This is a genomic window from Saccharopolyspora sp. NPDC000995 (assembly GCF_053599315.1).
This window is the reverse complement of record NZ_JBSFLZ010000034.1, coordinates 21,933-47,490: the sequence shown is the minus strand read 5'-3', so window position 1 is coordinate 47,490 and position 25,558 is coordinate 21,933. Positions and strand designations below refer to the sequence as shown.

At 67.9% G+C, this 25,558-nt stretch carries 19 protein-coding genes and 1 pseudogene; 9 read left to right on the top strand and 11 right to left on the bottom strand.

All coding sequences use genetic code 11. From position 1 onward, the window contains the following. Positions 1-35 precede the first annotated feature (35 nt). From ACWDKQ_RS14375 to ACWDKQ_RS14360, 4 genes are all read right to left on the bottom strand, one after another. Complete coding sequence (locus ACWDKQ_RS14375) at positions 36-1,046, bottom strand: DUF1015 family protein (RefSeq protein WP_450139209.1); 1,011 nt, start codon at positions 1,044-1,046, stop codon at positions 36-38. Then, on the bottom strand, positions 1,043-2,053 hold the full coding sequence (locus tag ACWDKQ_RS14370; protein ID WP_450139208.1) for an NAD(P)-dependent oxidoreductase: 1,011 nt from the start codon (positions 2,051-2,053) through the stop codon (positions 1,043-1,045). The genes ACWDKQ_RS14375 and ACWDKQ_RS14370 overlap by 4 nt, the downstream gene beginning before the upstream one ends. Positions 2,054-2,610: 557 nt before the next feature. Continuing rightward, on the bottom strand, positions 2,611-3,300 hold the full coding sequence (locus ACWDKQ_RS14365; RefSeq protein WP_450139207.1) for a DUF2306 domain-containing protein: 690 nt from the start codon (positions 3,298-3,300) through the stop codon (positions 2,611-2,613). An 83-nt stretch (positions 3,301-3,383) separates the two neighbouring features. After that, on the bottom strand, positions 3,384-3,635 hold the full coding sequence (locus ACWDKQ_RS14360) for an SHOCT domain-containing protein (protein ID WP_450139206.1): 252 nt from the start codon (positions 3,633-3,635) through the stop codon (positions 3,384-3,386). A 156-nt stretch (positions 3,636-3,791) separates the two neighbouring features. Between ACWDKQ_RS14360 and ACWDKQ_RS14355 the strand changes: the two are divergent. Together ACWDKQ_RS14355 and ACWDKQ_RS14350 are read left to right on the top strand one after the other, a co-directional pair. After that, positions 3,792-4,256: pseudogene (locus ACWDKQ_RS14355) on the top strand (aminotransferase); the annotation flags it as partial. Positions 4,257-4,385: 129 nt separating this feature from the next. Next, complete coding sequence (locus tag ACWDKQ_RS14350) at positions 4,386-5,414, top strand: M14 family zinc carboxypeptidase (RefSeq protein WP_450139205.1); 1,029 nt, start codon at positions 4,386-4,388, stop codon at positions 5,412-5,414. Between the two features lie 164 nt (positions 5,415-5,578). Here the strand turns inward: ACWDKQ_RS14350 and ACWDKQ_RS14345 are convergent, their stop codons facing one another. Next, positions 5,579-6,643: a L,D-transpeptidase gene (locus tag ACWDKQ_RS14345; RefSeq protein ID WP_450139204.1), complete on the bottom strand. Its 1,065-nt coding sequence runs from the start codon at positions 6,641-6,643 to the stop codon at positions 5,579-5,581. A 342-nt stretch (positions 6,644-6,985) separates the two neighbouring features. On the opposite strand from ACWDKQ_RS14345, the gene ACWDKQ_RS14340 reads away from it, so the two are divergent. Next, positions 6,986-7,237, top strand: a complete 252-nt coding sequence (locus ACWDKQ_RS14340) for a hypothetical protein (protein ID WP_450139203.1) — start codon at positions 6,986-6,988, stop codon at positions 7,235-7,237. 297 nt (positions 7,238-7,534) lie between these two features. On the opposite strand, the gene ACWDKQ_RS14335 is transcribed toward ACWDKQ_RS14340, so the two are convergent. Beyond that, the gene (locus tag ACWDKQ_RS14335) at positions 7,535-10,102 is read right to left on the bottom strand and encodes a GH92 family glycosyl hydrolase (RefSeq protein ID WP_450139202.1); all 2,568 of its coding nucleotides are present in this window, start codon (positions 10,100-10,102) and stop codon (positions 7,535-7,537) included. Between the two features lie 29 nt (positions 10,103-10,131). After that, positions 10,132-11,172: a glycoside hydrolase family 130 protein gene (locus ACWDKQ_RS14330; protein WP_450139201.1), complete on the bottom strand. Its 1,041-nt coding sequence runs from the start codon at positions 11,170-11,172 to the stop codon at positions 10,132-10,134. A gap of 1,871 nt (positions 11,173-13,043) precedes the next feature. Between ACWDKQ_RS14330 and ACWDKQ_RS14325 the strand changes: the two genes are divergently transcribed. Genes ACWDKQ_RS14325 through fmdA form a run of 3 tightly spaced genes read left to right on the top strand, consistent with a single transcriptional unit; the run spans position 13,044 to position 15,454 of the window. Beyond that, positions 13,044-13,514: an FmdB family zinc ribbon protein gene (locus tag ACWDKQ_RS14325; RefSeq protein WP_450139200.1), complete on the top strand. Its 471-nt coding sequence runs from the start codon at positions 13,044-13,046 to the stop codon at positions 13,512-13,514. A gap of 27 nt (positions 13,515-13,541) precedes the next feature. Next, entirely contained in the window at positions 13,542-14,195 is a 654-nt protein-coding gene (locus ACWDKQ_RS14320; protein WP_450139199.1) for an AmiS/UreI family transporter, read from the top strand. Positions 14,196-14,206: 11 nt separating this feature from the next. Continuing rightward, positions 14,207-15,454, top strand: a complete 1,248-nt coding sequence (fmdA, locus tag ACWDKQ_RS14315; protein ID WP_450139198.1) for a formamidase — start codon at positions 14,207-14,209, stop codon at positions 15,452-15,454. A gap of 420 nt (positions 15,455-15,874) precedes the next feature. Here the strand turns inward: fmdA and ACWDKQ_RS14310 are convergent, their stop codons facing one another. Further along, positions 15,875-16,144 (bottom strand): DUF1876 domain-containing protein, encoded by a 270-nt coding sequence (locus ACWDKQ_RS14310; RefSeq protein ID WP_450139197.1) that lies wholly within the window; start codon positions 16,142-16,144, stop codon positions 15,875-15,877. A 232-nt stretch (positions 16,145-16,376) separates the two neighbouring features. Here ACWDKQ_RS14310 and ACWDKQ_RS14305 point away from each other — a divergent pair, with 232 nt between their 5' ends. Further along, on the top strand, positions 16,377-17,072 hold the full coding sequence (locus ACWDKQ_RS14305) for a hypothetical protein (protein ID WP_450139196.1): 696 nt from the start codon (positions 16,377-16,379) through the stop codon (positions 17,070-17,072). Here the strand turns inward: ACWDKQ_RS14305 and ACWDKQ_RS14300 are convergent, their stop codons facing one another. Next, positions 17,073-18,380, bottom strand: a complete 1,308-nt coding sequence (locus tag ACWDKQ_RS14300) for a diguanylate cyclase domain-containing protein (RefSeq protein WP_450139195.1) — start codon at positions 18,378-18,380, stop codon at positions 17,073-17,075. It lies immediately after the preceding gene. A 257-nt stretch (positions 18,381-18,637) separates the two neighbouring features. On the opposite strand from ACWDKQ_RS14300, the gene ACWDKQ_RS14295 reads away from it, so the two are divergent. After that, complete coding sequence (locus tag ACWDKQ_RS14295; protein ID WP_450139194.1) at positions 18,638-20,827, top strand: ATP-binding protein; 2,190 nt, start codon at positions 18,638-18,640, stop codon at positions 20,825-20,827. Positions 20,828-21,228: 401 nt separating this feature from the next. Next, the gene (locus ACWDKQ_RS14290) at positions 21,229-21,672 is read left to right on the top strand and encodes a cupredoxin domain-containing protein (protein ID WP_450139193.1); all 444 of its coding nucleotides are present in this window, start codon (positions 21,229-21,231) and stop codon (positions 21,670-21,672) included. A 69-nt stretch (positions 21,673-21,741) separates the two neighbouring features. Here the strand turns inward: ACWDKQ_RS14290 and ACWDKQ_RS14285 are convergent, their stop codons facing one another. Beyond that, a complete protein-coding gene (locus ACWDKQ_RS14285; protein WP_450139192.1) occupies positions 21,742-24,519 on the bottom strand; it encodes an AAA family ATPase in 2,778 nt (925 codons plus the stop codon). Positions 24,520-24,866: 347 nt separating this feature from the next. Further along, positions 24,867-25,445 carry a cytochrome P450 gene (locus tag ACWDKQ_RS14280; protein ID WP_450139191.1) on the bottom strand — a complete coding sequence of 193 codons (579 nt, stop codon included), beginning with the start codon at positions 25,443-25,445 and terminating at the stop codon, positions 24,867-24,869. Positions 25,446-25,558 lie beyond the last annotated feature (113 nt).

The following is a 25,558-nucleotide window of genomic DNA, read 5'->3' as shown; positions in this document are numbered from 1 at the left end:
CCCGCCGGGTTCACCGCACTTTCGCAGGTGCCGGGTTAGGTGAGCGGGCGGTGGAACAGGTCTGGGACGGGTTTCGGGTCGAACCAGGTCGACTTCGGCGGCATCGTCCGGCCCGAGTCCGAGGTCGCCATCACCTGGTCGACCGTCGGTGGGTGCGGGATCAGCCGGAGCGCGTTCTCTTTACTGCACCAGCAGGTTTCCACGGCGTGGTGCAGGTTTGGCGTCGCCTCGATCTGGTGGTCCACGAGGTCGTGCAGCTTCGGCAGGAGGTCTTGCTCGACGGCGAAGGCGTCGAGGACTCCTGCGGTGCGCAGTCGCAGCCGGTACCAGCGGTCGCCGAGACCGACTGCCACCACGCCAGATTCCGTCTCCGCCACCGGGAATTCCTCGATCCGCTCGGTCAGCGGGTGGTCGGCGAGACGATCCAGCACATCCCGGGTGGACGTGCCCGGCGTCAGCGCGAAACAGCGGTGGTATCCCAGGATGCGCATCTCGTCGCTGGGGAACAGCGCTGCGAGGGTGAAGGCGCTGGGGTGGTCCGGCCCGAGGTGGCCGTGCCGTGCGGCGTAGCGCTCGGCGGCCAGCATCCGGTGGTGGCCGTCGGCGATGTAGAGGTCGCCGATGCGGCCGATCTCATCACACAGCGCCCACGCGCGGGTCTCGTCGTGCCGGACCCAGACGGTGTGGGTGACGCCGCCGCCGGTCAGGCGCGCGGCGGGAACATCGGCGGTGATCTCGGCGATCCGGGCGTGCAGATGTTCTCTGTGGATCAGCATCACGGGCATCCGCTCCATCCCCGTGGCCTCGGTCTGCTCGTCGAGTTCGCGCACACGGGACGGTTGGGCGGCTTCGTGGCGGCGGATCCGGCCCCGCCGGTAGTCATCGATCGACACCTCAACCACGACCCCGGTCTGCCGGTGCCGATCGGTCTCTACCCGGTAAACCACGACCGCCGGTTCGGACAGCGCGCTCCCGTGCAACAGCACACGCGGCGGCCGTGCGGTGATCCCGGTGCGCTCCGATGCGCCCTGCCGGGCGGTGTTCATGAGCCGTCGCCGAGATGCGTTGCGGACTGCGGGGAACGCGACTCTTCGAGGTTCACGCAGTGCAGCACCGTGCCCGAGGCTAAAGCCTCCACCATTCGCACCACTTCCGCCGCGACTGCCTGTTGAGCCTGTTCGGTGGAGGCCCCGATGTGATGGGTGCCGTAGACGTTCGGGTGCTTGGCCAGCCTGGACTCGATGTGTCCCGTGCTCGTTGCGGGCTCGTCCGCGTAGACGTCGAGACCGGCGCGGATGTCCTTATTCTCCATGGCTTCGATGAGCGCGTCGTCGTCGATGAGATCCCCGCGCGAGGTGTTCAGGATGATCGTGCCCGGCTGCACCTCGGCGAGCAGGTCGGCGTCGATCAGGCGCCGGGTGTTGTCGGTCGCAGGCACGTGCAGCGAAAGGACGTCGCAGGTCCGCGCGAGGGTATGCAGGTCGTCGACGAAGCGCACGCCGATCGAGCTGGCGCGGTTCAGGGTCTCCTGCGGGCGCCCTGGTTTGGCCACGGCGTGCACCTCCATCCCGAATGCGGCCGCGCGTTCGGCGAACGCCAACCCGATCTGGCCCAGTCCGATGACGCCGACCCGGCGGCCGAGGATTCCTCGTGCGCGCGAATACCGCTTCTTGTCCCAGCGCCCCGCCCGCAGGTCTGCGACGTTGTCGCAGATGCTGCGATCCAACGCGAGCAACAGGGCGAAGGCGAGCTCGGCAACCGCGACCGCGTTGCGCCCGGGCACGTTGCACACGTGAATCCCGAGCCTGGACGCGGCCTCGCAGTCGATCGTGTTGGTGCCGGATCCCGCCCTGATGACCAGCCGCAGCGCGTCGGCGGCGTCGAGCGCAGAGGCGGGCACACGGGTGCTGCGGACCACCAGCGCCTCGCATCCGGTGAGTCGCTCGGCGAGCTGATCGGTCGTGGCGTCCGGCCGGTAATCGCAGTCGTGGCCCAGCTCGGTCAGCTCGGCCAGGTGAGCAGCGGGGAAGGCGTCGGCGAGCAATATCCTCATCGGCAACTCCCAACCAGCTGACATCCCGGAACTGTTGCTCAATGCGCACCATACTGCGCATGGCGCAATGGTGGCGGTTGGGCTGGAGTGCAGTCAACACCCGAGGGCGGGTGCCAGGTGTTCTTGTCTGGCACCCGCCCGTGTGCGCAGGCCGCTCTCGGCGACCATCCTGCCGGGTCGAACCGGTCGTGCGCGTTGGAGAAATCGCCGACGTCGCCAGGTGTCGTCGAAGGAGTAGCCGAACCTGGCCAGGTTGGAGGAACCCATCGGGTTGCGCAGGAACGAAAGCCCGATCCAGTTCGGGTCGAATGGCCGTACCGGATTCGATCATCGGCTAATTAGGTGTAAAAGGCTGAGAGTCAAAGCCCCGAAGTCTTCTGCGGCGCTCACCGCCCCGCCCCGGCAAGTCCGCGGGAAGCGGTGAAGCGGTCGTGCTGCCGCTCCGGGCAGTCCTCTTGCCGTCGACCGCTGCGCGGTATCAGGCAACCCCTCCCTTGTGAGTGGAGACCGCCCACCCGTCAGCCGACGCGGCGCAGGGTAATAGCTGCCCAAAAGACTCACGGCCCCGATCGTTGCGCAACGGTGCCGCCAACGCTGTTCGCTGCTGCGCGGGAACGCTCCCGGCGGAGGAACGACTCCACGATGATCAGGTTGATTATCCAGCCAAGCCACTGCCCGATCGGGATGGTCGCCTGGACCGCCGCCGGTACCGAACCTCCGTACATCGTGCCGATGAACGGGATCTGGGCGAGCAGCAGCAGCGGCACGACGACGCGCGAGGTCACCGCCAGGAAGGTCAGCGCGTAGTTGCGCAGCATCCAGGCCCGGTGAGCGGCAAAGTCCCGGCGCCGCGCCGCCCGGGCCGCCAGGGCACCTGTCACCAGCCAGCCGACGGCCGGGATGAGCAGGCCGACCCTGGTTAGGGCGTGCTCGGACATCAGCGCCACGGGGATGCCGGCCAAGCCCGCCGGCAGCATCCCCGCGAGCAGATAGGTCCGACCGATCGTTCGGTGCAGCCGGTGGCGAGCCCGCAGCGCTGGGAGGAACTGCAGCGGCCCGAGCACGAGGGCCACCGCAGCGGTGAAGATGTGCACGGCCAGCAAGATCCAGTGCAGTTCGTTGCGCACCTGGATCCGGCTGGCGTCCACGTCGAGCAACAAGTAGGGCATGACCAGGGCGGTCGCGGCGACGACCGCAGTGCCCAGCAGCAGCCAGCCCCGCCGTGCCCGCCCCGCCGATCTAGTCATGTTCAGCCTGCTTCCTGCGCCGATCGCGCGTCGAGGCAGCGATGAGCTCGGCCGCCGGAAACCACTTCCGGCGGCCATCGGGATCAGCCCAGCTCGTTGAGTCGCTCGCGGTACTCGTCGGAGCTGATCTCGCCCCGGGCGAAGCGCTCGGACAAGATCTCCTTCGCCCGCTCGACGCCGGAGCGCTGCCGCGGCCGGCCGCGAACCGCCAGCCAGATCGCGGTGGCGATCAGGGCGACGATCAATAGCAGGAAGAACAACCCGAAGATCCAACCCGGGCCGCTATGCGCTCCGTGCCAGCCGGGGCCCCACTGCGCCAAGAACTCGGTCAACATCACTGCCACCTCCGAAGCCGCATCCACTTGCTGCTCAAGCTTCGGTTCGGCGACCTCGGATGTCGTCGGTCGGCGAGCGGCAGTTGTTCTACCTCGCTCGACGTAGTGCGCATACGAAGGACTACGTGCGAATCATGCGCGAGGCCTTCGGCGACGTCGCCCGCGAACGTGCAATGGCTGCTGGGCAACAACTCCAAGCGGTCGATCGGCCCCGACAAGATCAACCAGCTGCGGCACGCCATCTTCCTGCGGGACGCGGACGGGGTGCGGGCCCACATGGAGCGCCAGCGCGGCCTGCTGCAGCCCAAGTTCGAGGCGGTGGCGCGGGTCCTGGAGGCGGAACTCGGCGGGACCGGGCTCGCCACCTGGACCTCGCCCAAGGGCGGGTACTTCGTGTCCCTGGAGGTGCAGGACCGGTGCGCCAAGGAGGTCGTGCGCCGTGCCAAGGAGGTCGGCATCGCGCTGACCCCGGCCGGCGCGACGCACCCGTACGGCGACGACCCGCGCGACGCCTTCATCCGCATCGGGCCGAGCTACCCGGGGCTGGAAGAGCTGGAGCGGGCGATCGAGGGGCTCACCGTCTGCGTCCGTCTCGTCGGCTACGAGAAGCAGGCCAGGTAGAACCCGTTTTTGCGCGGCGGTGCGGTTGAGCGGAGCTTGGCCGCACCTCCGTCGGTTCGCCTGCTTGCGCAACGCAATCGGGCTGCCGATCTTGTGGTTCGGTCGTTCGGCGGGGCAAACTCCTGCGTCATGGCGAAGTCGACGCGCATAGCGCTGCTTTCCGTTGTCGTAGCAGTCCTTTCCGTGCTGGGGTTCGTCGCGCCGTCCCAAGCGGCGCCGCCCGGCCGGATCGATGCCCGGCCCAGCACCGCCGAGTTGGCCCGGAAGTTGGGCGAACTCCAGAGGCTAAGCCACGGCGCGATCGAGGTCTCCGCAATCGGCAAGTCCAACCAGGGCCGGCCGGTGTGGAGCGCGCGGGTCGGCGACGGCCCGCTGCGCATCCTCTACGTCACCCAGCAGCACGGCGACGAGCCGCTCGGCACCCCGGCCGCACTGGAGTTCCTGCGCGAGGTCGGGGTCGGGCACAGCCGCTACCAGCGCTGGCTGCGGTCGCAGGTGACCGTTGACATCGTGGTGCGGGCCAACCCGGACGGCCACGAGCTGAACTGGCGGTACAACTACGCTCCAAACGCGGCTCCGGAGTACGGCGAGACGGGCAAGGGCTACGACATCAACCGCTACCACGACCCGGCGGTCGCGCCCGAGAACAACCCCGCCACCGAGGCGGGCCTGATCCAGCGCCACTACGCGGAGTTCCAGCCGCAGATCGTGGTCGACTACCACATGCAGGGCCGCTACGTCGACGATGGCGGACGCGAGATCACCGCATCGCTGATGTGGCCGACGAACCCGGGCGTTACGTCGAGCGACCTCGGGCTGGCCAAGCAGATCTCGGTGGTGGCGCAGCGGTCGATGACCGGTGGCGGGGCGAACGTTTCGCAGTACCCAGGCGGCGACTACCAGGGTATCGCCCGCAACGCCTACGGCCTGCGCGGCAGCGGCAGCGTGCTAATCGAGCTCAGCGACATGGGCCCGCAGCATGAGCAGGCGCAGATCGATTCGGCGCTGCGGTCCATGTCGGCCATCGCGCGGAGCGCGGCCGACGGTTCGCTCGGGGCGATCGACGCGGCCGAGGCGGACGCGATCCCGCCGCGCGGCGAGCCGATCCCGCAGGCTGCTACGGCCGGCACGGGTTCCGACTGGCACAAGCGACCATGATCAAAGTCAAGGAGCCACGACCGCGGCCTACACCAAGGCCTTCCATCAAAACCAGCTGGATCCTCCGAGGTGAGGGGCACCCTTTAGTGGTTTAGCCGGGCAGCCATAGCAACCCAAGGACTCACGGCCTTGGACCTGCGGAAACGGTGATCCCTGCGCTGTGGTCAGCGGGGCTGGTAGAGGGCGCTGCCCTTGACGTAGTCCGGGTAGGGGATCGTCCAGTCCGGAATGTCCCCGTCTGCCGTGGTCAGCGGGCGGTCGGAACCGACGATCTCCACCGGGTCGCCGATCTGCACGAAGTCGAAGTACCACTTTCCGTCAGTCGGCGACAGGTTCACGCATCCGTGCGAGACGTTGGCGACGCCTTGTTGGCCGACGGTCGCGGCGTTGACGTGCACGAATTCGCCGTTGTTCGAGATTCGCACCGCGTTGGGCAGGACCTCGTCGTAGTAGCCGGGTTGGCCCTTCTGCGGGCCTCCCCAGGTGTCCGAGCGCATCCGCGTCGAGATGTGCTTCTCGAAGGCGACGTGGGTGCCCGATTGGGTCGGGTAGACGCTCCTGCCGTAGGAAGCCGGGAACTGGCGGATCTGCTGTCCGTCCTGGAAGACGGTGAAGGTGTGGTCCTCGACGTTGCCGACCGCGCGCTGGTCCCGTCCGACGAGGAAGCTGCTCTCGTGGTCGGCGTTTCCCATGACGCCGCCGCCGGTGTCCACGCCGTAAAGCCGCGCGCGCACCCGGACGCTGGTTCCGGGTTGCCAGAAGTCCTTGGGGCGCCAGTTGACCTGTTCGTCGCTGATCCAGTGGAACGAGCCTTCGGTCGGCGTCGACGGCTCGACCGACAGCCGACGTTCGACGGCGGCCCGGTCGGTCACCGGCTTGCTGAAGTAGATCGACACAGGCATCGCGATCCCGACCGTGTCGCCGTCGGTGGGCCGGGTCCTCTCCACGGTGACGGTGTCCACGGGTGTTGCGGTGCGGAACGTCGAGTTCAGCGGGACCGAGGGCTTGCGGTCCACGTCCTCGGCCTGGGCCCGCACGTGGTAGGTCTTGCCGAACTCCAGCGGCATCGTCGTGCGCCACCTGCGGCCGCCGTCGCTCAGCGAACCGGGCACCGCCGTTCCCCCGTCGGTGGTAACCGCGACCGAGGTGAGCGTGCCCTCGTGCGCGCTGACGACCAGCGGCTCGCTGGGGGCGATCTGGCCGGCCCGATCCGGTACCGAAGCCGTCACGCTAGCCACGGACGGCTTGGGTTCCGAGCACGAGGTCAGCGCGCAAGCGAGCACGCTTCCGACGACAAGCCCCGCTGTTGTGACCCGCATCCCGGCTCCCGTCCCCGCAGCCATCCGACTCGACACCGACTCCACTGTCCGGGGCCGATGCGAATGTCTCAACACGATCATGCAGTCGGAAGGGGCTGGGAAGAGGTCCGTCACATGCCGGGAATGTGCCAGGTGAAGGGGCGTCGTCGCCGCCGTCGTACTTGGCTGCGACGATCTCCTCGCCTCCGCTGGCGGCTTCCGACTGGCAGGTCTCGTACTTGGCGCCGACCTCGTCGTAATCCGCGGGGATCGGTGGCGCTTGCACTTCGGCACCGCCCCGCTGATGAATATGCCCGTGGTGGTGCCGTCAGCCAAGAGCCCGGCGATCCTCGGACCGTTCTTGCCGCCCAGATCGGTGCCGCCGACTTCAAGCTGCGCCTGATGCAGTACGGCGTGGCGCCCTTGGCCTCTTCGCCGAACACCTGCTCGAAGCTCGCCTGGTTGCCGGGCTCGATCGCGGTCACGGTGAAGGCGATGCTGCCCTTGTCGATGCCGTCGTCGTAAGCGATGACTGCTCGGTCACCCCCACGGCCAGCTTGGTTCCGGGCGGGGACGTGAGCCCCGTGACGAACGGCGCGGCGCTGGTGGTTGGGGCCGGCAGGGGCGTCGACTTGGCGGTCGCGTCGCGGGGCGACCGCAGGCTGTGAGCGGGGCGTGGCGATCACCAGCAGGCCGATGTTGCGGAACGCACTTCGGACAGGAATGGATGGCGCGAAACCGCTATCGGTTCCGTCTTGTGCGAACCGCCACAACCGCCGTAGCTCGCGAGAGATCGTCCTGACCGACGCGGGTCCACATCGGTCAGGACGATCCACCAGGAGGATCGGGTCGGCAGGTGAAAGATCTAGCTGGGCTCAGCCGCGCAGTCCCAGACCCGCAGCCGCATACCGTCGGCGTCGTCACCGCCGGTGACCTCGAGATAGCCGCCGGAGCCGGGATTGCGCCACGTGCTGTCTGGCGGGGGTTCCCACTGCTGAGCCTTGGTGCCGTTGCACTCCCAAAGTCGCACGGCCCTGCCGAGGGCGGCTCGTCGTAGGACGGCGGCGCGTCCGCCGGGGAGCTTCCCCAGGTGGTGTCGGGCTCATCGCCGAGGGCGAAGTCCAGCGTGCCGCCCGTCGCGACGAAGTCCTCGCCGAGCCACGGTTTCGTGCTTTCGGCCCTGTTTGCTTTCAGGCCGTGCACGTACTTGGTGTTCTCGGTGGCACCTGGCGCGTTGATCGTGATCTTCGTGCCGTTGCCCCGGTCGATGACCACCGAGGGGAACAGCGGGCTGGCGAGCACCAACTCGGCCCGCCCCGGAGCCTGCGGGTACATGCCGATCGAGGCCCAGACCGCCCAGGACGACATCTGGCCGAGGTCGTCGTTGCCGACTTCGCCGTCCGGCGTCGATTTGAACAACTCCACGAGCGCGCGGCGGACGACGTCCTGTGTCTTGTGCGGTTGCCCGGTGTATGCATACGCCCACGGGGTGTTCAGCGTGGGCTCGTTGCCGAGATAGGCGGTGGGCTCGTCGGGACCTCCGTTGAGCTGGGTGAAGAAGGCGTCCAGCCGCGCGGTGACCTGCTCATCGCCGCCCATCAGGTCGAACAGCGCCCGGTGGTTGTAGGGGACCATCCAGGTGTACTGTGCGCCGTTGCCTTCGACGTACTCGTCGTGCTGCACGGGGTCGAACGATGGCCAGGAGCCGTCGGCGTTGCGCGGTTGGAGGTACTCGTTGCCGGGGTTGAAGAGGTTCTTCCAGTTCTGCGCGCGGGTCATGAACGTGTCGTGCACGTCCGCGGCTCCGATGCGGCCGGCCAGCTGCGCCACGGCGAAGTCCGCGCTGGTGTACTCAAGCGTGGTGGACGCCGATCCCCACACGCCGTTCACGCCCGGGGGCACGTAACCGAGCGAGTTGTACTGGTTGTAGCCCGCGCGTTCGCTGTGGTTCCCGGCGCCGTCGACCATCCTATCGAGCGCCCCGGCTGCGTCGAAGTCGGTCGCGCCGAAGGCGTAGGAGCTGGCGATGATGATCGGCAGCGGGTCTCCGACCATGACACCGGTGCCGCCGTTGGCCACCGTCCAGCGGTCGAAGTACCCGCCCTGAACGGACTGGTTGAGCGCGGACTGCGCGATGTCGGAGGCGATGTCGGGTGCGATCAGTGCGACGAGCGGGATCTGGGAGCGGTAGACGTCCCAGCCGGAGAAGTTGGCGTACTGGGTATGGCCTTCGGTCGGCGCGTGCACTTGCCCGTCGAACCCGGTGTACTGGCCGTTGATGTCGCTGAAGACGTTCGGGTGCAGCAGCGAGTGGTAGAGGCCGGTGTAGAGGCGGCGGCGGTCCTCATCGTTGCCACCGCCGACGTCGATGCGGCCGAGCATCCCGTTCCATGCGGCGCGGGTGCCGTCGCGGATCTCGTCGAAACTCTTCGCGGCCTGCTCGGCTTCCGCGTTCGTCTTGGCGTTCTCCGCGCTGACGAATGAGATTCCGACCCGGGCGACGACCGAGGAATCGGTGCTGGTGTCGAACTTCACAAACGCCTTCGCTCCTTCGCCCGCCTGGGGATGGGCGGCCGACGGGCTGGCGTGCTTGGTCGGCTGCGAGGCGATGCCCGCTGACGCGCCGGAGATCTGGGTGCGGTTGTGGTTGACCTCGCCGGACTCGACGACTCCGGTGCTGGTGAAATCGCGGTCGAAGCTGGCGTGGAAGTAGACCTTGTACCGGTTCCCCGCCCCGCAGAACCCGCCGCTCTCGCTGTACCCGCTGATGGCGTTGGTGCCGATGGTCAGCGAACCGGTCGCGTTGTTGAACGCCTTGGCCGCGTCGATCGACAGCGCGGCTTGCTGCCCCTGCGGGTAGGTGAAGCGGGCGATTCCGGAGCGTTGGGTGGCGGCCAATTGCGCTTTCAGGCCGTTGTCGAAGGTGACCCCGTAGGTTCCGGGTGCGGCGGATTCGTTGCTGTGGGAGAAGGTATAGTTATCCACCGGGCGATCGTCGAGGACGGGCATGAACGGGATGTTGCCGAAGTCGCCGCAGCCCGCGCCAGAAATGTGGGTGAGGCTGAAGCCGCGGATTCGGTTGTCGTCGTGGAAATATCCGCCGTGCTGGTAGGTTTCCGTGTCCGGGCTCCACTGCAACATTCCGAACGGAGCCACCGCGCCGGGGAAGGTGTTGCCCGCGCCGCCGCCATGGCCGAAGTCCGGCCCGCCCGGCTTGGTGCCGACGAACGGGTTGACGTACCGCGCCTCGCCGATCATCGCCGCGGTTCCGGTAGGTGCGGCTGCGGCAGCCGGCGGCAGGGCGGCCGCCACAACCGAAATTGCGAGCAGCTGGGTGAACTTGAATTTTCTCGTCGAACTCAGATGAATTCGCCTTCTCGATTCCTTCATCATTCTCCTCTTCGAGAGGGACCGGGGTATCACGCCGGCGCTGTGGCCACGCCGAGCACCGAGTCGGCCATGCCGTAGTACAGGAACCAGTGGTCCTGGAACCGGACCAGGCCCTCGCTGAACACGACGTGGTTGACCTGGCCGTTCTGCTCGTCGTCGGCGGTGGGGAAGATGAAGGGGCGTTCGAGGCGTGCGAGGGCCTTGGTCGGGTTCTGCGGGTCGATGAGCAGCTGCCCGCCGGAGTACTGCCCTTCCTGGTAGCCGCCGCTGCCGTCGGCCCGGCCGTTGTAGATCAGCAGCAGGCGGCCGTCGTCGGTCAGCAGCGGTGGCGGGCCGGGCTCGATGAGCGATTTCTCCCACGGGAACACCGGTGTGGCAACGGGATCGTCGTTGCCCGGCGTTTCCCAGTCGAGCAGATTCCTCGACCGCGCCCAGAAGATGTTCGACTCGCCGAAGTACATCCAGTACCAGCCCTGGATCGGCACCGGGGTGATCGCGCCGGCCTTGTTCCAGGGCCCCGGCCCGTGGCCGGGATCGGGCAGGTTCGGGAACAGCGGGGGATGTTTCGCCCAGTGCACCAGGTCGGTGGAGGTGGCCATGCAGAGCAGCGCCCGCCGGCCGTCGTAGGCGGTGTAGGTCAGGTAGTACGTGCCGTCGATCCGCGCAACTCGCGGATCCTCGCAGCCGCCCGGGATCTCCCAGGGCTCGGTGGGTATGAGCACAGGTTCGGGATGGCGGCGGAAGGTCACGCCGTCGTCGCTGAACGCCAGACCTATGCAAGATGTCTTCGCCGCGTTCTGCGCCCGGTAGAGCAGCGCGACCTGGTCCTCGACGACAATCGCGCAAGGGTTGTAGAGGTAGGCGGATTCCCATTCGTGGGCGGGATCCGGCCGCAGGATCGGATTCTGCGGGCTTTTCTCGAACGGCCCCAGCGGAAATGGCGCGGCGTTTGCCCGAGCGGCGATGGCTTCACCGGAAAACGTCGGAATCGCGGCTGCTCCGATCGCGGCACCTGCACCTGCCAGGAGCGCGCGCCGACGATTGATCGGGACGTCGTTTGGGCGTGGCAAGAGACCTCCCCGTTGACAACGTTGTCTACTCGCAGATCATTCCAACGTATCGAGCCACCCGGTCCCCGGCAATATCCGATCGGGTATGACAACGAGACAAGAATTGAGAATTGGTAGCCAGGACATGCACTTTCATCCTGTGCGGTGTCTAGTTAGTATGCATTTGCGCTTCTGCCCTTCGTGGAGATTCCCCCTTGCGGGGGTTTCCCTTGGCGCCCGTGCGACTCGGTCCGCCGGGTCCGCCGGGTCCGCGGGGATCCGGCGCGAGGCCAAGATGACTGCAATTCAACGCAGTTGGGAAGGTCGAACATGTCCGTGCGCAGCAAGCACCGTCGAGCACTGAGCGTCCTGTCCTGTGTTCTCCTCGGGTCTCTCGCGTCCCCGGCGTCCGCTGTGGCAAGCCGGAAGCGGGGAGATCTCCAACCGGCAGTGCGATGCGCGTGATCCGCAGTGCGCCGCGAAAAACCGCGTCCCGGTATCCGCCGCGCTGCACGATCCAGCTGCGCATAAGCGATGGGAGTGATGGGCCGGTCGAGGTGCAGAATGCGACGTACTTGCCGAGTTTCTGTCCTCGTGCGCGTGGTGCTCCGGGAGCACGACGATGTCCCGGATGTTGAGCATAGCGCGCATGGCTTGGGCCAATCGAACTTCGGAACATCGAGGAGGAACCACTTGGGAGCGCCTGCCATTTCGAAGGCAGGCGAATTTGGTAAGAACGCGAACGAGCCGGTGGACAGCGGGGATTCGGAGGTCGGCTTCGGGTGGGCTCAGGACGTGCCGCGGCCCATTGGGAACCGCGCGCTAGCCGGACTTGCCGATGTGGTGCCGGATGTTTGGCAGGCTTTGCTGCTGATCTTGTGCGGTTCGGGGCTGCAGTCTTGTCTTCGGGTTAACGTCTCAGGAATTGCCTTGCTCCTCGCACACGATCGTCTCTTGTGGACGGTCGCGGTCGGGTAGCCGTGTCCACAGCAAGGCGGTAGCTCCCGCCTGTGAAGACGAGAGCTACCGCGAACAGCAGGACTGCTTTGGGTTGGTTCTGGTTGCCGGAAGGGATAGGGCCTTCCGGGAGTTAGGGCTTGATCACCAGCGACGGCCCCAGTGGCCCCAGCCGCCCCAGCCCCAGCCGTGATGCCAACCCCAGCCCCAGCCCCAGCCGTGACCCCAGCCCCAGCCGTGACGGTTGCTGAAGATTGTGCTGATCTTCATTGTGGTCCCCCGTTAATCGATGGCGAAGCCCTGGTCGGCCGGCTTTCTTGGAATGCCGAGATGGCACGGGGCGGAGGCCTCGATCGGTTCCGCCCCTGATCCAGGCGTCGGCGTGTCGTAGGGTTCGCCGTGTTGTTTGAGACATCATCCACGGTAGGACTCGACGACAGCGCGCAAAACGGGTCTTTCGCCCCGAGTGCGTTTCGTAGTTACCGGTCACGTTGTGCAGTCGGTCGAATGTCGACAGCGGGTAAACCGATTTCGCGTCCTGTCCCAGCCAACGATCGTCCGGGTGCCGGAGCGCGCGGGTATGTATGCCGTGCCCCGCCGCGGAAAGCGGTCAGGACGTGCGGCTCACGGGCTGGCCAGTGAACCGGTGGCGAAACGGCGTCCGGCTGCGGGCACCGCTGGCCGGGCAGTGACCACGACCGGGCCGCCGCAGTTCCAGCATTCCGGTTCGTTGTCGGGCGCGGTTCGCCCCGCGACGTCGCAGCCAGGGCACATCCAGGCGGTCAGGATCACGTGACCGAGAGGGGCATGTTGGGGACGCATCGGCAGCCACCCATTTCTGATCGTGTCGGGTGCCGCCTGCGCGTTGTGACTGCTCCGACGGGGTGTTCACACTTGTGGGTGGAAATTATCGACAAGGTTCGTACTCAGAGTCAATGGTGCGCCGTGTCACGCGGAAGCCGACCACCCGGCGGACGGAGCTGCTTATCGGTGTGCCGTCCCCGCGCTTGACAGCGCACGGCACCCGGAGTCTCCTCGATTGTGGGCGCCGAGTTGCGTCGGTGACCCGCCGCCGTAGGCGGCCAAAGGGCGAGAAAGAGTTGGTCCCACGGGGAAGGGCCGGCCTAATCATGGCGACTTACGAGTACGACTGTCCTCGGTGCGGTCGCTTCGAGACGCATCAGCCGATCGGAACCGCATCGGATCCGCATGACTGCCCCGGATGCAGACGACCCGCCCGCAGGGTTTTCTCCGCGCCGCATCTCACCACCGTGCCCAGGCGGCTGGCTGCCGCGCTCGAGCGCGAGGAACGAAGCGGCGCGGAACCGGAGGTGGTCACCGAGGTGCCGCCGGGGCGTCCGCGGCCTGCGCCGCACCCGGTGCTGTCCCGGCTCCCTCGCCCCTGACTCCCGGCACCAGCGGAGGTGTCACCGGTGGCATATGTGGGATTGCTCTACGTCGGCGCCGTGCTGTTCCTCAACGGCGTCATGCTCTTGGGCAAGGCGGATCCGAAGGCGATCGCCGTGTTCAACCTCTTCGTCGGCGGGCTCCAGGTGATCACGCCGACGATTTTGATCGGCACGCACCTCGCGGACCCTGTCACCATCCTCAGCGCATCGGGCATCTACCTGTTCGGCTTCACCTACCTCTACGTCGGAATCGGGCTGCTCGGAGACTTGGACAGCAGCGGCGTCGGCTGGTTCTCGCTGTTCGTCGCGATCATGGCGCTCGGCTACTCGTACGCGAATTTCCACTTGCTCGGGGACAGCCCGTTCGGCGTGATCTGGTTGTACTGGTCATTTCTGTGGCTGCTGTTCTTCCTGCTGCTGGGCCTCAAGTTCGAACGGCTCACTCGATTCACCGGCTGGGTTGCCGCGATCGAAGGCTGGGTCACCGGCGCGATCCCGTCGTTTCTGATCCTTACCGGCCACTGGCAGAACCCGAACGTCATCGCGCTGGTTCTGCTGGTATTCGGCGTCGTCGTATTCGTCGCGCTGTGGTTGTTCACCACCGGCGTGTGGTCGGTCCGGGGCCTGCGGTCGGGCATCCGGACGATGTCCGCACCGCACAGGACGGCACATCAGTGAGGAGGATTTCCATGCCAGAAGTGATTTTCAGCGTCGACCAGTCGAAATCGATGCGGGAGCAAGCCGTGCCAGGGCACAACCGGTGGCACCCGGACGTCCCGGTGGCCGCCATGGTCCGTCCCGGCCAGGAGTTCCGCGTCGAATGCCGGGAGTGGACCGACGCGCAACTCGGCAACAACGACTCCGCCAACGACGTCCGGGACGTCAACCTGAACCTTACGCACATGCTCAGCGGCCCCATCGGTGTCGAAGGCGCCGAACCCGGTGACCTCCTGGTCGTCGACGTCCTGGAGTTGGGTCCGGTGCCGCAGGAGGTCGGCGAGGCCCCGGGGCAGGGCTGGGGTTATACCGGCGTGTTCGCGAAGGGCAACGGCGGCGGCTTCCTGACCGACTACTTCCCGGACGCCTACAAGGCGATCTGGGACTTCCACGGTCAGCAGTGCACTTCACGGCACTTGCCGGGGATCCGCTACACCGGCATCACCCACCCCGGCCTGATCGGTACGGCTCCGTCGGCCGATCTGCTGGGCAAGTGGAACCGGCGGGAGCAGGCGCTCATCGACACCGACCCGAACCGGGTGCCTCCACTCGCCCTGCCGCCGACCGAGCCTGGCGCGCTGGCCGGCCAGGCCGACGGCAGCGAGGCGCAGCGGATCGCCCGCGAAGGAGCCCGGACGGTTCCGGCCCGGGAGAACGGAGGCAATCAGGACATCAAGAACCTCACCCGCGGGTCGCGGATCTTCTTCCCGGTTTTCGTCGAGGGTGCGAAGCTGTCCATGGGCGACCTGCACTTCAGCCAGGGCGACGGTGAGATCACCTTCTGCGGTGCGATCGAGATGGGCGGCTTCATCGACCTGCACGTGGACCTGATCAAGGATGGCATGAACAAGTTCGGCATCACCACCAACCCGTTGTTCATGCCGGGCAACGTCGAGCCGCGGTACTCGGAGTTCCTGTCGTTCTCCGGGATTTCGGTGGACCACGACACGGACACGAACCTCTACATGGACGCGACCGTGGCCTACCGCCGCGCCTGCCTCAACGGCATCGAATACCTCAAGAAGTGGGGCTACACCGGCGAGCAGGCGTACCTGCTGCTCGGATCGGCACCCATCGAGGGGCGGATCAGCGGCATCGTCGACATCCCCAATGCCTGCTGCACCCTCTACGTTCCGGCGGCGATCTTCGATTTCGACGTCCGGCCGAACGCGACGGGACCCGTGCGCGAAGATCGCGGTCAGTGCGCCGTCACGTCCTGACCACCGGCAGCGGCCCCGCGGGGCCGCTGCCCCTTTGCGGTATGCCCGGAATGGGTGATTACTTGGGGGTGTGAGTTGCCTGGAGGAGAAGGCGGTGCTAACTCCGAGCCGGGGGCAACTGCGTCCTCGTGAGGCGGGGTGGGAAGGAAGCCCGAGGCGAAACTCTGCACCGATTCTGCTGGGCTTCTTGCGCATGAGCCGGGACGGACTCCCTTTAGTCCGCTGACCGGTTTCGAGATCGCGACTTCACGCGCAGGCGGACATCGCCCTCGAGGTGGTCGGCCTCACGTCCACATTGGATGCTTCGCTGGCGGCGACTCGCCGCGCACCGGTGGGGTTTCGCCAGCCGCGTGCACTTCCTTCCCCGGGCGGGCCACGACCGCCGATTTCGCGCGACACCGCGCATCTCCAGCGGCCCGATCAGGTGTGGAGGTGGGCGGGCTGGCCCGTCATCTGCTCGACGTCGTGCTCGGCGGTCTTGAGCAGTCGGCGGGCCAGGTCGAACAGGGCTCGCGCGGCGGCCAGCTCGTCGCCGATTTCCGGGACGCTCCGGTCTTCCGGGTTGCGCCGCGCCGATCCACGGCCGTGGATGTCTCCGGCGGCCGGCGCCTGCAGCCGCGCCTCGGCGTGCGTGTGGTCGACGTCCTCGTCGAAGTAGACGTCGACGATCCAGTGCTTCGTCGCAGCCATCGCCGATTCTCCGCGTTCGTCGGGGAGCCGTCGGCTCCGTTGGAAACCAAGCATCGCGGACTCGCGCCGCGGGGCGGCAGAGCCCATTGGCACCACCGAGGTGATTCTTCGCCATCGCACCGAACTGCCTCGCCGGTTCTTCCCAATCGGCGAGGACGTGCGTTCAGTGGTGGTTTCACCTTGAGATGCGGGTAACCCGGTGGCTTGCGGTATCCGACCCGAGGAGGCTGCGATGAACGAACGTGCATGGGAGCGCGCAGGAGCGGCGAGCGGTTTGGCGGCGGCGGTGTTGCTGCTGGCCAGCTTGTTCCTCAACCCGTCGGCACCGACCGGTGAAGAACCGGTCCTGACCTTCTTCTACGTGGCCGCGAACCGGGTGACTGTGTCGCTGGCGGCTCTGTTCGGGACGCTCGCGGCCGTGGTGTTCCTGTGGTTCGTCGGGCATCTGCGCCACCTGTTGCAGCGCGCCGAGGGCGGCACGGAGGCATTCTCGCCGGTGGTGTTCGCCGCGGGTGTCGTGCTGTCGACGGCGACGGTGCTGAGCATGCTCCCGGTGATCGCGCTGGCCTCGATGAGCCGGGATGTGACGACCGCGAGCCAGTCGTCGGTGTTCGTGCTCTCCGAGTTGCACCGGCTGTCGCTCGGTCCTATCGGTCTCCTGGTGGCGTTGTTCGCCGCGACGACCGGGGCCGCGATGGTGCGTCGCGAGTTGCTCGCGCCGTGGGTCGGGTGGTTCGGCTTCGTGGTGGCGCTGATCGGGCTGATCGCTGGGGTCACGGCCTTCTTCCTGACCGGGCCGTTCATCATGGTCGCCGCCATGGTGACCGGCGTGGTGTTCGCGGTGTGGATCGGTGATGCCGCGGTGTTGATGCTGTACCGGCCGGAGGTTGACCGCGTCCGAACCGTGGGAACGGCGTTCGCGCACTGATCACCGAAGTCGCGGAGCGGCTTGCGGGACGTCGAGCGTCGTTCGGGGTTCGGCGCGCAGCTCCTCCCGGTAGTGGCAGTTCGGACAACTGGGGGCTTCCCACACGGTGCCGCGCATCCCGTGCTTGCGCCGGTACATGTCCCGGTCGGCCTCGTGCAGGAGCGCCTGCGGCGGGGTGGCCGGATCGGTGGTCGTGGCCAGCCCAACGCTGGCCCGGATCCGCAGGCGGTAGTCGGGCGTTTCGCGATCGGTCCGCAGGCGCTGGGCGACGCGGTCCCGGAACTCCTTGGCTGCCCGGACGTCCGGATGCGTGCTGATGACGGCGAATTCGTCGCCGCCGATCCGGGCCACGGTGTCCCCTGGGCGAGCCGCGTTGAGCAGCTCGTCGGCGGTAGTGATGAGGAGCCGGTCGCCTGCGGCGTGCCCGTAGGTGTCGTTGACCGGCTTCAGCTCGTCGAGGTCCGCGACGAGCACGGCGACCACGCCGCCGTCCCGTTCCAGTTCTGCGAGGGCGTGCGCCAGGCGGTCGGCGAGCAGGGCCCGGTTGGCCAGTCCGGTCAGCGGGTCGTGCAGCGCGAGGTGGGCGAGGTGGGCGTCGGTGACGCAGCGTTCGCTGAGCTCCTCGCACTGGCTGACCAGGTACGCCGGGTGTTCGTCGGGACCGGTGACCACGCTGGTCCGGACCAGCACCCAGATCGGGTGGCCATCCTTGTGCCGGTAGCGCTTCTTCAGGCTCACGGTGGTCCGCTTGCCTTCGACCAGGTCTGCCAGCGCCACAGAACCGCTCTCCTGGTCCTGGGCGTAGGTGACGTCGGAGTAGCGCATCCCCAGCATCTCCTGCCTGCTGTACCCGAGCAGGTCGCACCACGCTTCGTTGACATCGGTCCAACGGCCGTCGAGGTCCAGCAGCGCCATCCCGATGGGGGCGTTGGCGAACACCCGGCACCAGAGGACGTTGGTTTCCGGACGGTCTGCGATCTCGTGGAACTGCGAAACCAGCAAACTCGGCTCGCCATCCGTATCGAGGATCGACGATGTGCTTTGGCGCATCCACAAGGTGGTCGCGTCGGACCGCATGAAGCGCCGATCTGCCACCGTTCCGCTGCCTCGAACGTCTCCGACCGTGAAGTCGGCGAGCGGGCGGTTGAGCAGGCTGTCCCGCCCGTACCCGAGCACCGAGCAGAGCGCGTCGTTGGCGTGCACGAACCGCCCGCACGGGTCGAGCAAGGCCATCGGGGACGCGGCACGATCCAGCAGCAGCTGCCACTGTGAGGACGAACTGGTCGACTCGCATTCGAAAGTTCGCATCATGCCCCCGTGGAGAGGTTCTGCCGACGTCCGGCCGTGGCACGGGAATTGTCAACCGGTGCTCGCCGCGTGGTGTCCGCGAAGTCGGTGGCATACGCTGCCGGAAACGCACGCGCAACCCCGTCAAAGCTTGCTGCGCGGCTCGAAGTGGTCTTCGCCGATGGGGGGCGAACGTGTCGCGAACTGCGGTGGGAAACATTCCCGTTGACACGACCAGCTTCGTCGGGCGCAGTCGTGAACTGTCCGAAGCAAAGTCGATGCTGACCCGCTCGCGGCTCGTGACGCTCATCGGCGTAGGTGGTGTCGGCAAGACGAGGCTGGCCCTCCGGGTCGCCGCCAGCCTGCCCCGGGCCTTCCCGGACGGGGTGTGGCTGGTCGACCTCACGAAGATGTCGGGCCCGCAGCTGCTGGCCCGGACCGTGGCCGAGGCGGTGGAGATCCGCGATTCCTCGCGGCGCAATCCGCTCGTCGTGCTCGCCGAGCATTTCCGGGACAGGCGTGCGCTGCTGGTGCTGGACAATTGCGAATCCATGTCCCAGGAGTGCGCTGGGATGGCGAACGCACTGCTCAGGGAGGCACCGAAGCTGCGCATCCTCGCGACGAGCCGGCAGCGGCTGAACATCGCGGGGGAGGCGCTCATGGACGTCCCTCCGTTGTCCGAAGGCGTCGCGCTGTTCGTCGAGCGGGCCAAGGCGGTCCGGGCCGATTTCCGGCTCGACGACCGGAACCGCGCGGCGGTGGAGGGCATCTGCCGTCGCTTGGATGGTCTTCCGCTCGCCATCGAACTGGCCGCCGCCCGGACGCGCACCCTCTCGCCCGAGGAGATCCTCGCGCGACTCGACGACCCGTACCACCTGCTCGACGTCGCGTCCGCAGGCGGGGAACCCCGGCACCAAACCCTGCGGGCGCTGATCGACTGGAGCCACGAGCTGTGCACACCCGCGGAGCGCCAGGTGTGGGTCCGGACGTCGGTGTTCGCCGGCACCTTCGACCTGGAGGCGGCACAAGCCGTTTGCCGGGACGAAGACCTGCCTGCCGAGGACGTGGTGGACGCTGTCGCCGGTCTGATCGACAAGTCCATCGTGCGCCGGGAACTGCACGGGAACATCTCCAGGTACCGGCAGATCGATACCATCCGCGCGTACGGGCGGGAGCGGTTGGCCGACAGCGGTGCGGAGCCGGCAATCGCGCTGCGCCACCGGCAGTACTACCAGCGCGTCGGGGCGCGTACCGCAGTGGAGAGGTTCGGTCCGAACCAGGTGGAGTGGTTCGCTCGACTGCGGCTCGACCACGCCGACCTCCGCGCCGCGCTGGAACGGTGCGCCGCGGATCCCGGCGCGGTGTCGGACGGCCTGCGCCTCGCAGCGGACTTGATGTACCACTGGGTCGGCAGCTACTACCTCAACGAGGGGCGCGGCTGGTTGGACGAGTTCCTCGCGCTGGTCACCGAGCCCACCATGGCCAGGGTCGATGCCCTGTGGGTGAACGGCTGGCTGGCGCTGATCCAATCCGACCTCACCACGGCGAGATCGATGCTCGCGGAAGCCCGGACGCTGGCGATCCGAATCGGCGCCGAGCCCGCACTCGGATACATAGCCCTCTACACCGGTATGGTGGCCAGTTTGTCCGACGACGCCGCGACGGCGCTGGAGCGCTACGACGAGGCGTTGCGCCGCCATCGCGCCAGCGGCAACCAGCACGGCATTGCCACGGCACTGATCCGCACCGCCATGGTCCGTTCCCGGCTGGGCGAATCCAACCAAGCCGGTGCGCTCGCGGAGGAATGCATCGCGGTGTGCGACGCGGCCGGCGACATCTGGCACAAGTCCTACGCGCTGACCGCGTTGGGCATCGAGATGTGGCGGCAGGGCGACGCCGAGCGGGCCGCTGAGCTGGAAGGGGAGAGCCTCCGCCTCAACCGGGACCTGGACGATCGGATGGGCATCGTGCTGAACCTCGACGTGCTCGCCCTCGCTGCCGCCAGCGGCGGCGACCACCGGCGCGCGGCCCGGCTGTTCGGCGCCCAGCAAGCCCTGCGCCGATCCCTCGGCGTCTCGCTGCACACCTACACGCATCTCGCGGCTGGCCACGAGGAATGCGTTCAACAGCTGCGAGCCAACCTCGGCGAGCATGCCTACCAGGCGCTTTTCCAAGAAGGGACCGCGCTCACCTTGGACGAAGCCGCCACCCTCGCACTCGCGGAGGAGCCCCGGTTCACCGCGCGACCCGCGATTGCCGGCGGGCCCGCGCTGCTCACCCGTCGGGAATCGCAGGTCGCCGAACTCATCGCGCGGGGCATGACCAACAAGGAGATCGCGGCCGAGCTGGTGATCGCGCTGCGCACGGCGGAAAGCCACGTGGAACACATATTCGCCAAGCTCGGCGCCACCTCCCGCTCCCAGGTCGCTACATGGATCACCGAGCACGCGAGGGCCTTCGGGGACTGACCTCGTTCTCGCGCCAGATGCCGGGCGTGGCGGGCGGGCAGCGTTGTCGGGTTGTTGGCGGTCGCTGAATAGGGGCATGTCGACCTCGAGCGTCGGGGAATCGGGGACGATTGATCCACCATGCGCGAAGTCGCCGCGGAAAACGGCGTAAGAACTACCGACTTCCATACCTAGATTTGCCGTGCGATCGCCGCTGGGGGCGACCTGTGGGCCCCACTTCCACCTGAAAGACCCGCAACGGCGGTTCCTCCAGCCACATCTGGAACATACGACACCAACCGGAAGGGCCACGGAATTATCCTGGACGCGCTTGCAGCGTCAGGAACCGGGTTGGTAATGGTTTTCTCGATGCTATCGCTTTTTTTCCGGCCCGGTGCCGAATTTATCGTGGGGGGTCGGCAATGCTGATCAAAGTGAACGAGAACAGGTCTCCCGGCAGGAAACCCAGCGGAGCGAGGCGAGCATTGCTGGGCGTGCTGCTCGGCGTGGTCGTGTTGGTCGCGGCCGTCTGCACCGGGGCGTCGGCTGCGGCATCACCGGCGCCGACGGCGCACGCGGGCGGCGGCGGGCTGCGCCTGGTGGTCGTCAAGATGGTCGATTTCCGGCTCTTGCAGCCGGCCTTCCTGCCTCCGGGGCAATACACGTTCCGGGCCGTCAACGACGGGCGGGCTCCGCACGCGCTGCAGATCAGTGGGCCAGGAGTCACGAACGCACGCACTCCCGTCGTCCAAGCGGGCCAAGCGGCGGATCTCAGAGTGTCATTGCGTCCCGGCGTATACGATTTCTGGTGCCCGGTCGGTAACCACCGCCAATTGGGGATGCAGCTCGACGTCTACGTCGGCTGATCCATTTTCGTCCTAATTGGACACACTCGGGCGCCTCCGGGGGCGTCGGGCGGAGCCGGAGCGGATTAGCTAGCCGGATGAGTCGACCAGAGCCGCATTCGGCAGAGCTCGGCGGAGTTCCCGGCGCGAACCGATGGCGAGCTTGGTGAACACCTTGCGCAGGTGCCATTCGACCGTGCGGGGGCTGAGGAACAACTGGGCGCCGATCTCCGGGTTCGTGTGGCCGTCGCGGGCCAGCCGGGCGATCTGAGCCTCCTGCGCGGTCAGCACCACCAACGTCTGCGGTGTGACCCGATGCATGGTTTCGCCGGTGGCCACGAGTTCCCGGCGAGCGCGCTCGGCGAACGCCTCGGCACCGACGCGGCTGAACATGTCGTGGGCGTAACGGAGTTGTTCGCGCGCTTCCAGCCGCCGGTTCTCCCTGCGCAGCCACTCGCCATGCAGGAGATGGGCGCGTGCACGATGTACGGTGGCACGGCTGCGTGCGAGCCATTCCGTGGCCTCCCGGTACAGTCCCTGGGCTTGCTCACCGGCGCTGAGCAACGCGCGTGAACGAGCCTCGATCCCGAAAGCCCAATCCGTGCCGCACGCGCCCGTTCGCTCCCGAAGCCGCTGGAGCGCGTCGGCGGCGACGTCGCGGTGCCCGCTCCGGACGCCCGCCTCGATCAGCTCGGCCAGCGCCCACCAGTAGACGCTCAGCTGGTCGCGCCGGCAGGCCCGTTCGGCTGCGGCCAAGGCCGTCTGGTAGTCGCCGAGGCCGTTGTACAACAGCGCGGTCGCGTAATCGGCCATGGTGATCGCCCGGCCTTCACCCCTGGTGTCCGCGTCCCGCGCGCTGGTCTCGATCAGCTCCAATGCCGGGCCTTCGCGGCCGCGGGTCGCAGTGAGCGTCATCGCTGCGTAGCGGTGGGGCGCATTGCCGGCTGCCTGGGCGATCGCGTCAGCCTCATCGAGCATCTCCGACGCCACGTCGAGCTGGCCGGCATGCACGTGCGCGCCCGCGCAGTAGCTGAGCGCGGTAGCGAGCGCGGTGAGCGCGCCGGTGTCGCGAGCGCGGCTGAGTCCGCGCGTGGCGAGCTCGTGCCACGCCTCGTCGTCGCAGAGATCCGTGGCGACGCGGCACACCAGCCCACCCCAGCGCAGGTCCTCCGCGCTGGGCGCATCGCTGAGGCGGAACGCCTGCACCGCGCGCTGCAACTGCGGCGCGCCGGCGGCGAAACCTTCGGTGAGCCGCACGGCCAGGCCGTCCAGCATGAGGTCTATCGGTCGCGGCGGCTGCGGTGCGGGTGGTGCAGGCCTGGCGGCCTCGGCAGCCCTCAGCGCATCGTCGCCGTCGCCGATGCGGCCCGTGAAGATCGCCGCCTCAAGTGCTTCGAGGTAGGTTTCGCGCGCCAGCGCGACGTCGAGCGGTTCAAGGCGTTCGGCAGCCCTCAGCAGCAGCGGCGGAGCGTTGCGGCCCCGGTTGACCGCGAGCGCGATTTCGGCGCGCAGCAAGTCGGCGCGCGCGTGCTGGAGCTCATCGAGCGGTGCCGCTTCCGCGATTGCCAACAGCCCGAGCGAGGCATTGGGAGCACCGGCGTCCAACTTCGTCTGCGCGGCGGCCAGCGCACGCGCGCCTCTGCGAGCCGGCTGCGGCGTCAGCTCGGTCGCCTTCGCCAAGAACGCGGCTGCCGCCGCGATGCCGCCGCGATTCTGCGCCCGGTCGGCTAAGCGTTCCAGCTCCCCGGCCACCACCTCGTCCGGCCCCTGGGCCGCGCGGGCACGGTGCCACGCTCGCCGGTCGGGCTCCACCTCCGGATCGGTCACCTCCGAAAGAACGCGGTGCACTTGCTGGCGCTCCTGCGGTGGCGCCGACCGGTAGGCGGCCGAACGCACCAGCGGATGCCGGAACCGCACCTGGGCGCCGATTTCGATCAGCCCGGCGGCCTCGGCTGGAGCCGCGGCATCGGCCGCGATCCCGAGCCGCACGACCGCCCGCCACAGCAGGCCGGCGTCGCCGGAGGGATCCGCGGCTGCGGTCAGCAGCAGCCGCCGGGTGTCGGCCGGAACGGATTGGAGCCGGCGGGTGAAGCACTGCTGGACGCAACCGGCCACGGGCCCGGGGCTGGGGAGTCCGAACCCGCCGGCCAGCTCGGCCGGGGTGAACGCCCGCGGCAGCTCCAGCAGGGCCAGCGGATTGCCCCGGGTCTCGGCGATGATCCGGTCCCGCACCTGCTCGTCCAGCCGCCCGTGGATCACCGAAGCCAGCAGCTGGGCCGCGTCGGCATCGGCGAGCCCCGTTATGACGAGTTCCGCCAGGCCGCGCAGATCGTGGTCGTCGGTCGGCTCGCGCACGGCGAAAACGACTGCGACGGGTTCGGCCAGCAAGCGGCGCGCCCCGAACGCCATGGCCTGCACCGAGGCTCGGTCCAGCCACTGCGCATCGTCGACGAGGCAAACGAGCGGCCGCTCGGCGGCCGTCTCCGAGAGCAACGTCAAGACCGCCAAACCCACCATGAATCGATCGGGAGCGCCGCCTTCGTGCAGGCCGAAGGCGACGCGCAGCGCGTCCCGCTGCGGTTCGGGGAGCCGATCCAGTCGGTCGAGCATCGGCGCGCACAGCTGGTGCAGACCGGCGAACGCGAGCTCCATCTCCGACTCCACACCCACGACTTGGGCGAGGTGGCAGCCCGATGCACGCTCGCGCACGTAGTCCAGCAACGCCGTCTTGCCAGTGCCGGGTTCGCCGCGGAGCACCAACGCGGAACTCTGCCCAGTCCGGACTCGCGCCAACAGGCGATCCAACACGTCGCACTCGCGGTCCCGACCGCGCAGCCAAGCCCCGGCACGGCTGCCGGAAATAGCCATGACCGATGGTAGAGGCGTTGCCCCCTCGATTCGCAACTCCTCCGCAACGCCTGCGGCTCCCGAACACTTCCGGGCCGCAACGCTGAATCGCGAACCTCGTTGGCGCGCCCCGGGAATCGCCAGGGAGGGGGCCCGGGTCTTTCCCTGGCGCAATGTGGGCTCGGCCGGAGAAAACTCTGTGTTGTGGGAAGCCGGTGGCTTTCCACGATCCGCGGAAATGGACAAGGGACTTAGGTAACGAACGTGTGCGTTCGACATCCACCCCTCGGCTGGAGCGCCGCATTTCCCGGAGCTGAAGGGAATCCCGAACAGGGAGCACATCTGCGCGCACGACGCCAGGAGGACATCTAAATGCGGACAGCGGTACGCGCACTGGCCGGTCTCGCGTTGGCGCTGCCCCTCGCACTCGGAGTTGTCGACGCCGGATCCGCCGCCGCGAGCGGCACGGCGAGTCTGGTAGCGGTGCGCCACTCGGGCGACACCGGAAACCACACGTCCAACAGCGATGGGAAAGCCAGCGACAGCAGCAGTAGTAGTAGCAGCAGCCGGGACAAGAGCACCAATGATTCCGCCGGCCAGTCCGGCAGCGGGAACGAAGTGACGGCGACGCCGCGGTGGCCGCTCGCCGGGTACGGATGGTAATGACGCGCTGACTCACCACGCCACCGGGAGCGGAGCTCGGTCAGCCCGCCGGTGAGCGTGTCGCGGCGCGCTGCCACCCCGGCCAGGCGCATCGTCGGAAACCGCGGAACCAGTTGGGAGAACATGGCCTGCAGTTCGATGCGGGACAGCGACGCACCGACGCAGTAGCGCGGGCTGTGTCCGAAGGTCAGGTGGCTCGAATCGGCACTGGTGATGTCGAAGCGCTCCGGCTCGGCGAATGCGGCTTCGTCGTGGTGGGCCGCGGCGTCGCGCAGCAGGACCAATCTCCTTTGTGGACGGTGGTGCTACCGATGTCCACGCCGGTGCGGGCGTGGCGGGGAATCCACCGCCGTCTCCGCGAGGTGCTCGCAGGATCTCTCCCGCGGCGCCACCGACC

What these genes read in the sequence shown, in the direction of transcription:
- ACWDKQ_RS14375 (WP_450139209.1), bottom strand. Translation starts at nt 1,046, where the DNA reads ATGAACACCGCCCGGCAGGGCGCATCGGAGCGCACCGGGATCACCGCA.
- ACWDKQ_RS14370 (WP_450139208.1), bottom strand. Translation starts at nt 2,053, where the DNA reads ATGAGGATATTGCTCGCCGACGCCTTCCCCGCTGCTCACCTGGCCGAG.
- ACWDKQ_RS14365 (WP_450139207.1), bottom strand. Translation starts at nt 3,300, where the DNA reads ATGACTAGATCGGCGGGGCGGGCACGGCGGGGCTGGCTGCTGCTGGGC.
- ACWDKQ_RS14360 (WP_450139206.1), bottom strand. Translation starts at nt 3,635, where the DNA reads ATGTTGACCGAGTTCTTGGCGCAGTGGGGCCCCGGCTGGCACGGAGCG.
- ACWDKQ_RS14350 (WP_450139205.1), top strand. Translation starts at nt 4,386, where the DNA reads ATGGCGAAGTCGACGCGCATAGCGCTGCTTTCCGTTGTCGTAGCAGTC.
- ACWDKQ_RS14335 (WP_450139202.1), bottom strand. Translation starts at nt 10,102, where the DNA reads ATGAAGGAATCGAGAAGGCGAATTCATCTGAGTTCGACGAGAAAATTC.
- ACWDKQ_RS14325 (WP_450139200.1), top strand. Translation starts at nt 13,044, where the DNA reads ATGGTGCGCCGTGTCACGCGGAAGCCGACCACCCGGCGGACGGAGCTG.
- fmdA (WP_450139198.1), top strand. Translation starts at nt 14,207, where the DNA reads ATGCCAGAAGTGATTTTCAGCGTCGACCAGTCGAAATCGATGCGGGAG.
- ACWDKQ_RS14310 (WP_450139197.1), bottom strand. Translation starts at nt 16,144, where the DNA reads ATGGCTGCGACGAAGCACTGGATCGTCGACGTCTACTTCGACGAGGAC.
- ACWDKQ_RS14305 (WP_450139196.1), top strand. Translation starts at nt 16,377, where the DNA reads ATGAACGAACGTGCATGGGAGCGCGCAGGAGCGGCGAGCGGTTTGGCG.
- ACWDKQ_RS14300 (WP_450139195.1), bottom strand. Translation starts at nt 18,380, where the DNA reads ATGCGAACTTTCGAATGCGAGTCGACCAGTTCGTCCTCACAGTGGCAG.
- ACWDKQ_RS14295 (WP_450139194.1), top strand. Translation starts at nt 18,638, where the DNA reads ATGCTGACCCGCTCGCGGCTCGTGACGCTCATCGGCGTAGGTGGTGTC.
- ACWDKQ_RS14290 (WP_450139193.1), top strand. Translation starts at nt 21,229, where the DNA reads ATGCTGATCAAAGTGAACGAGAACAGGTCTCCCGGCAGGAAACCCAGC.
- ACWDKQ_RS14285 (WP_450139192.1), bottom strand. Translation starts at nt 24,519, where the DNA reads ATGGCTATTTCCGGCAGCCGTGCCGGGGCTTGGCTGCGCGGTCGGGAC.